Annotated in this window: 5 protein-coding genes; all 5 read left to right on the top strand. The window is 69.4% G+C overall.

Features of this window, described 5'->3' with window-relative positions:
* The coding region (locus tag AC07O8_RS27180; RefSeq protein ID WP_495051013.1) for a bacteriophage T4 gp5 trimerization domain-containing protein at nt 1–572 on the top strand (572 nt) is incomplete at its 5' end.
* The gene (locus AC07O8_RS27175) at nt 544–2001 is read left to right on the top strand and encodes a DUF2169 family type VI secretion system accessory protein (RefSeq protein WP_495051012.1); all 1458 of its coding nucleotides are present in this window, start codon (nt 544–546) and stop codon (nt 1999–2001) included. The genes AC07O8_RS27180 and AC07O8_RS27175, both read left to right, overlap by 29 nt.
* A 112-nt stretch (nt 2002–2113) precedes the next feature.
* Complete coding sequence (locus tag AC07O8_RS27170) at nt 2114–7303, top strand: RHS repeat-associated core domain-containing protein (RefSeq protein WP_495051011.1); 5190 nt, start codon at nt 2114–2116, stop codon at nt 7301–7303.
* 9 nt (nt 7304–7312) lie between these two features.
* On the top strand, nt 7313–7738 hold the full coding sequence (locus AC07O8_RS27165) for a hypothetical protein (protein ID WP_495051010.1): 426 nt from the start codon (nt 7313–7315) through the stop codon (nt 7736–7738).
* 47 nt (nt 7739–7785) lie between these two features.
* Nucleotides 7786–7962, top strand: coding sequence for a hypothetical protein (locus AC07O8_RS27160; protein WP_495051009.1), 177 nt, complete (start codon nt 7786–7788; stop codon nt 7960–7962).
* Nucleotides 7963–8186 lie beyond the last annotated feature (224 nt).

Here is an 8186-nt window from a genome sequence, read left to right as displayed (position 1 = left end):
AGGACATCGAGGTCGAGAACGACGAGACGCACTGGGTCGGGCGGGATCGGACGAAGACGATCGACCGGCATGAGACGACGCTGGTCAAGGGGAACCGGACCGAGACGGTGAACCTGGACGAGACGATCACCGTCCATCAGAACCGCACGGAGCGCGTCGACCTCGACGAGAAGATCTCCATCGGCATGAACCGGACCGAGGACGTCGGGATCAACGAGACCATCTCGATCGGCGCGAATCAGAAGATCGACATCGGCGGCATGAAGACCGAGACGATCACGCTGGCATCGATGCAGAACGTCGGTCTCGGCCGCATGGACAACGTCGGCCTCGGCTACAGCCTGAACGTCGGGGGACTGATGGCCACCGTCGTCGGTCTCAACCAGACGACTGCCGTGGGGCACTCGATCAACATCACGGCCGGCGACCGCCTGAGCATCACCGTCGGTGCGAGCAGCCTGCTCATGACCAAGGACGGCCGCATCGAGATCAGCGGCAAGGAAGTGATCATCCGCGGCGACAAGAAAGTGGAAGTGCACGGCGATGACGTCGACACCAACCCGGTCGGTTGAGGACCTGCGCGGCGCCGACCTGCCGCGACTGATCCTGCGCGACCTGACCGGACGGTCGCACCTGCAGTTCGATGCGCTGGATCCCGCGCTGCGCCTGATCCACACGGTGGTGCTGAAAGAGCGCTACCGGCTCGGCGAGCCGGACGGGAGCGGCGTGGCGCCGCTGCTGCTCGACGAGGCGCCGGCGCCCCTCAACGACGAGGACCTGCCGCACGACGGCAACCCCGCGCTCACGATCCGCGAGGAGAGCGACCTGGCGCCGTACAAGCCGATGTGCGACGTGCTCGTCGTGGGGTCGGCTCACGCCCCCGAGGCGACGCCGGTGCCGTCCTTCCTCGCGCGGCTGCGTGTGTTCGAGCCGAAGGCCCCGGCCACCGGCGCGACGTTGGCATCGACCGCGACGTCGGCTTCGCCCGAGCCGGTGCCGGTGCCGGTGCCAATGCCAATGCGCGAGGCCTTCAACGTGCTGATCGACAAGCAGGTGCGTGTGCACGGTCCGCGCTGGTGGATGCGCCGTTCCGCCGACGCTGACGCTTGCGAAGGTCGCGTCGCTCGTTCCTCCGGACCCGACGACTGGATGCTCAGCGTGGCCGAGCCGATCGCGTGCTGCGCGCTCCGTTATGAAAACGGCTTCGGTGGCCAGAGCCGCATCGATGTCGGCAGCCCGGCGGCCGGCGAGGTGCCCGCGCGCCATCACCTGCGCCCCGAGCAGTTGGCGGCGCATCCGGATGCATCCGCGGACCTGCCGCAACGTCCTCTCGCGCACGAGGCCAGCCGGTTCAATCCGGCGGGGCGAGGATTCACGCGCGACTGGTTCCTGCAGGCGACGAAGCTCGACCGCCTGCCGGCGCATCAGATCGAACTCGCGCATCAACCGCTCACCGTCGACGATTTCTGGCATGTCGCCGCAGGACGCGAGTCGCTGGAGACCGTGGGCCTCGGCCCGATCGAGCGCGGCTGGGCGCCGCGCGTCGGCTGGATCGGTCGCGAGGCGCCGGATCCGACGCACGTCGCCGCGGGGCTGGCCCTCAATCTCGACTTCGATTTCCGCTACTGGAATTGCGCGCCCGCGGATCAGCAATGCCGGCCGCTGCGCGGCGGCGAGCGCATCGTGCTGGACAACCTCTGGCCGCGATCGCATCCGGCGGCGCGGCTCGTCGCGGGCGGGCATCGGATGACGATGTTCGAGCTGCCGGATCGCGGTTTCGTCCTCATGGGCATCGATGCGGAGGGCGACGTGCGCTGCTTCGATCCCGTCATCGACACCGTGCTGATCGACAGCGACGACGGCGTCGTCGACATCTGCTGGCGCTGGAGCGTCAGCGCGCAATACGGTGTGGAAGAAGCCCGCCTGATGGAGGCGAAGACGCCCGGACAACGCGAGCGGCTCGCGGCGTTGCGCGCCGTGATGGCGCAGCCGGTCATGTAGCCGCCTGCGTCGGCGCAGGCACGCCGCATCCGGGACCTCGTATCCGAGACGAGACCTTCGACCTTCTCCGCAACCGCCGCCGCCGCCACGCCGTCGGCCCTTGACCCTCCTCATGGCCCGCGAAACCGTCACCCGATCCAAGCGCTTCTTTTGCGTCAGCCTGCAGCCCGACGTCTGTCTCACCCCGGTGGGCAGCAACATCGTGCCGATCCCGTATCCGATCAAGGGCGAGTTCAAGGAAGCCTCGGCCGCATCGCGCAACGTCAAGCACCAGGGCGATCCGGCGGTGCTTCACGGCCAGACCTTCATCCCGAAGGTGACCGGCGATGCGCGCGGCGTGAAGGGCGGGGTCAAGAGCGGCACCTACCTCGACAAGGCGGAGCCCAAGGACAAGAGCAGCACGTCGACGAGCAACGCGAAGGCCTGGGTGCGGGAGGCCGACCTCGTCTGGATGAACGCCCGCAACACGATGGGGCGCATCTACGAGCGGGGCACGGCGGCGGCAAAAGGTCGTCTCAAGGGCGCTGCGCAGGCGTATCGCGACAGCGGCGCGTCCGACGCCCTGCACGAGTTCAGCGACGAGGCGATGGACACCGGCGGCAAGGTGGCGACCGCCGGTGCCGCGACGACGCTGGTGGGTGGCGGCGTGGCGCTGACGGGCGTGGGCGCGCCGGTGGGCGGCGCGATCGCCACGGCCGGTGGCGCGGTGACGGCCGTCGGCGGCGGCGTGACCGCGGTGGGTGCGGCCACGGGGTCGGCGACGGATGTGCTCGACGCGACGGTCGACTGGGTGCTCGACGACAAGTCGCCGAGCCTGGGCGCGCTGGCCGAGCAGGCCGCCGAGCGCGGCGCCACCTGGGCGCTGGGCAAGCTGCCGGGCGGCGGTCGCCTGCTGTCGCGCTTTTTCCCGAAGAAGCATCCGCCGGCGAAGAAGCCCGATCCGAAGCCGCATGCCGCCAAGCACGAGGAGGACAAGCCCGACGGCGGCAAGACGCAGAAGAAGGCGCCGGAGGACAAGAAACAACCCAAGGAATGCTGTCCGCAGAACCAGGGCCCCGGCAAGGCGGCCACGCGGAGTCGGCGTCCGATCCACTACGGCACCGGGGACGAGTTGCTGTCGGAGCTCGACGCCGAGATTGACGGTCTGATGCCGGTCGCCTGGTTGCGCGCCTACCGGTCGAGCCACGCGGCGTATGACCGCGGGCTGCTCGGCGCGCGATGGACCTCGCCCTACCTGGTCCGCTTGAGCATCGGCGCGCGCGGCATGGCCTACCACGATGCGACGGGGCGGACGGTCCTGCTGCCGCTGTTGGCTGTCGGCGCAACGATCGATGACGCGTTCGAGGCCTTCACGCTGACGCGCGTGGACGAGTGGCGCTTCGAGCTGCGCTGGCGGGACGGCAGTGTCGACGTGTTCGAGCGGCCGCGATGCGCGGCGCTGGCGGTCGACGTGATGCCGCTCGGCCTGGAAGGCCTGCGGCCGCGATCGCGTCGTCTGCTCGAGGAGCCCGCGCCGCGGCGCGAGCGCGTCCAGTGCTGCTACCTGACGGAGCAGCGGCGCCCCGACGGTCTGTCCGTGCGCCTCGACTGGCTGCCCGGCTGGGAGGCGGCCATGCTGCCTCAGCGGCTGGACGAGGACTTCACCGTGCTTCGCATCACGGCTCCCGGCGACATCGTGCTGGAGGCGCACGCGGCGCCGACCGGCGTGCTGACGGACGCGCAACGCATGTGCCATGGGACGCTGCGCATCGGGCGACTGGTGCGGCGGCTCCCCGCCGACGGCGCGGTCGCCGGCGAGGTCGCCGAAGGGTGGCAGGTGTTGACGCGCTACGCCTATGGCCTGGAGGCGCCGCGGGACGGCGCGGACCTGTCTGCGCTGGATCTGCTCGGGCGCAAGGACGCGCTGGGCCACCTCTGGCGCTACCACTACGACACGCACCTGCTGACGCGCTACGCCGATCCGACCGGGGGGGCGTGGGTCTTGCGCTGGCAGGGTGCGGACGCGCTGTTCCAGCCGGCGGACCCCGTCGAGGCCGAACCCGCGACCGCACCCGCCACCGATACCGCCACCGATACCGCCACCGATAGCGATACCGCCACCGATGTCGTGAAGGCGCAACCTCCGAGCGACGCTGCCCCTGCCCACCGCGGGACCTGGTCGCCGCTGACCAGCCACTGGGCGCGCGCCATCTACGCCGGTGCGGAGGACGGCACGGAGCCGGTCCACATCGACTACGTCGACGCCGACACCACCCGTGTCCGGCAGAGCGATGGCAGCCTCTGGACCTACCGCTTCAACGCCAACAACCTGTGCGTGGATGTGCGGGTCCAGGATCACGCGACGGCGGACGCACGCCGGCTCGGCACCCGCCGCTGGAGCGCCGCGGGCGACCTGCTCGAAGAGACCGACGCGGCCGGACACACGACACGTTTCACCTATGACGCGCAGGGCAGCCTGCTCAGCACCACCGATGCCATGGGGGGGCGGACGGTGCTGCAGTACGACGAGCGGAACCAGCCGATCCGGACCATCGATGCGATGGGTCACGTGCAGGAGCGCGCGTTCGATGCCGAAGGTCGCGTGGTGGCGCAGACCGATGCGCTGGGGCGCGTGACCCGGATGGCCTACAACGTGTTCGGCCAGCTGCGGGAGTTGATCGACGCGGCCGGGCGCGCGAAGCGTTATGTCTACGACGGCAGCGGGCGGCTGCTGGCGTATGTCGACTGCTCCGGGTCGGAGACCCGCTTCGACTGGGACGCGCGCGGTCGGCTGATCGCCCGCACCGACGCGTTGGGGCACAGCGTGCGCTACGGCTGGGACGAGATCGACCGCCTCGTGGCCATCCGCCATCCCGACGGCGGCGAGGAACGCTTCACCTACGACGCCATGGGGCGCCTGCTCGTCCACATGGACGGGGTGGGGCGTCAGACGACCTACCGCTACCAGATGCAGGGACTGCCGGTCGAGCGCATCGATGCGGCGGGCCAGCGCCTGCAGTACCGCTACGACCGCGCGTTGCGGCTGGTCGAGCTCATCAACGGCAACGGCGAGTCGTACCGGCTGGCCTATGACGCGCAAGGGCGGCTGGTCCAGGAGACGGGTTTCGACGGTCTCGTCAGTCGCTACGACTACGACGTGGCGGGCGAGCTGGTCGCCAGCCAGCGCGGCGCGATCCGCACGGACTATGTGCGCGATGCGCTGGGGCGGATGCTGGCGCGCGTGACGCCGGACGGGCAGGAGCGATTCGCCTGGGATCCGTTGAGCCGCGTCATCGCGGTCGAGAACGCGGCGGCGCAGTCGCGGCTGCGCTGGGATGCGGCGGGACAGCTGGTCGAAGAGCGACAGCGCATCGAGCTGGCGCCGGAGGACCTCCGGCCGGATCCTGCGGGCAATTGGCCCGATGCGGCCGAACGCGGCACTGCGGCCGCGTCCTTCCTGCTGCGACATGAATACGACGCCTTGGGGCAGCGCGTCGCGACGCGCCTGCCCAACGGGCGTGTGTTGCAGACCCAGCGTTACGGTCCGGGACATTGGCACGGCGTGCTGTGGCAAGGGCGGCCGCTGGTCGACGTCGATCGCGATGCGCTGCATCGCGAGACGCGACGCAGCCTGGGCGGGATTCGCCGCGGCGGCATGCGGCGCGAACTGCGCTACGACCGCGCCTCGCGCTGGACGCGCAGCGTGTTCGGCTTCGGCGACGCGGCGCCGGGCGTGCTGCGCGAGCGCGAGTACGGCTATGCGCGGACCGGCGACATCGAGCGCATCGACGACTCCGTGCTGGGGGAACTGCGTTACACGCATGACGTGGTGGGGCAACTGATGTCGGCGGTCCAGCCGGGACTGCGGGAGACCTTTGCCTTCGATCCGGCGGGCAATCTCGTGCCCTTGCCAGGCGCGACGTCCGTCGCTTCGAGCGCGACGGCACAGCATGCGACGGCGGCGCCGGTGAGCGGCAACCTGGTGACGCAGGCGCTCGGCTGGCACTACGAGCACGATGCCGACGGCAATGCGGTCCGCAAGCACTGGGTGCAGGACGACGCCGCCAACGAAGCGGCGATGGGCATCGCCCTCGACGAGTTGAATCTGCAGTACGACGCGCATCAGCGCCTGGTCCGTGCTGAGCGGGCGACGCCTCAGGGCGCGCTGACGAGCCGTTATGCCTACGATGCGCTGGGTCGCCGCGTGCTCAAGCGCGTGGCGACGCCGGACGGCGAGCGCGTCACCGTGTTCGTCTGGAACGGCGACCTCATGGGGCAGGAGGTCGACGCGCAGGGCAGCGTGAGCTACGTGCACGAGCCGGACAGCTTCACGCCGCTCGCTCGGGTCCGCAGCGCCGACGCACTGTCATCTTTCGACAGCGGGTCCGTCGCCTTCGCGCCGGTGATCGCGTGGGATCGCCCCGACGCGCCTTCCGCGGAACCGGATGCGCATGTGCGCTGGCATCGCCGGCTGGAGCGCTGGCGCGCGGACTGCGAGTCCGAACTGGCCGCGCAGGCCCGATGGGACGGCGCCGACAGCGCGAACGACGAGGTGCTCTTCTACGAGTGCGACCATCTCGGCACGCCGCTGGCGCTGCTGGATGAGAACGGCCGCACGCGCTGGCGTGCACGCTACCGCGCCTGGGGCCGCGTGGCGCGGACGGACGTCGACGAGATCCACCAGCCCCTGCGCTTCCAGGGGCAGTACGAGGACGAGGAGACGGGGCTCTTCTACAACCGGCATCGCTATTACGACCCGGATGCGGGGCGGTATCTGACGCAGGATCCGATCGGGCTGATGGGCGGGTTCAATCCCTATCAGTACGCGCCGGACCCGGTGACCTGGGTCGACCCGCTGGGGCTGACGAAGGGGAAGGGCGGTTGCGACCCGTGCTGCGGGAAGGATCCTTCGTCGGAAGCCCGCGCCTGGCAGGGTGTCAGTCCGGCGAATCCTCACAACATCTACACCGGAGTCGACAGCTACGAGAATGTCGTGCTTCGCAAGGGCACGATCCTGTATTCGCTGTTCCCGGGCGGCGCGCCTGGCTACGCGGTGCAGAACCACACGCTGTTGAAGGCCAAGGGCAGCGTGTCGGACTACTACGATCTGGTCCAGGTCAGTCAGGATCCCGGCAAGGACGCCGCTGGCAATCCGCGCAAGCTGCGGACCAGCGTCCGCGCTTATCGAGTGACGGAAGATATCTGCGTGGCCCGCGGCAAGGCCCTGGCCAACCCGCAGTTCGGCCCGGGCGGCGGCACCCAGTACTTCGTGTCGCCGACCGACGTCGGCCGACTGTCGGCTGGAAAGATCCGACCCATCTAGAGGAACGACATGAACAGGAAGACGGCGTGGAAGCGCTTTGAGGCGCCGTGCGGATGGCAGTACGACTATCCCGGCGCGGCGACGCTGTCCGAGAGCGAGGCTGCCACGGTCGCCGCGGACCTGGCGCGACAGATCCGCGCGCGCCGACTGGCGCCCGAAAGCGCGGAGGATTGGATCGGCCTGGTGCTACGGCTGCCGGAGGGCTTGCAGCAGGTGCTGCTGGATCAGCTGGATCGCGGCAACCTGATGACGGGCATCGGGCAGTCAGGATGGCCGACGGAGGCGTCGATCGTCGCGAACATGCGGGATCGCTTCGGCGGCGAGGGTCGGGTCTTTCCGGCCGAGGTGACCTGGACGGTGGTCGACGATCCCCGCCAATGGCGCGAGAACGTGAGCCAGACCGTCGCGGGACAGGAATTCATGCTGATGGCGTGACGCCTCGCGTCCGACATCCGCTCGCAGGAAGGCAAGGTCCACCCGTGGTGCGGGTTGCCAGCAGCGTCGTGAGGCGCTTCGTCCAGAAGACCGGTGTCGTGCCGGAGCAGATCGCCAACGCGCGCGCCATTGCGAGTTTTCCGTGGGGCGACATCGAGTTTTTCGTGGATCCGAGGCAAGGCGACCTGTCGATGGCGGTCCGGGGGCGCGGCTTGGCCGACTGAAGACCTGACCCCGTCCAGATCAGTCCGGCCTGTTCTGATAATTCTGCGAAATTCGTCCGCGCCAGTGCCAAGCTCGGGAGTGACTTTCGACCGTTGTGGTGATTGCGGGTGATCCCTAGCCTCCGGGTGTCGACCTGACCCTTGGTGCCATGGCCTCACCTTTCCGCCTCAAGACCGCCTTGCCTGAAGACACTCTGCGCGTGCACACCTGTGTGTCGCGGGAG

This window comes from Roseateles sp. GW821-FHT09G09 (assembly GCF_059415965.1).
The sequence above is the reverse complement of the archived record's forward strand: the minus strand, read 5'-3'. Positions and strand labels throughout refer to the sequence as shown.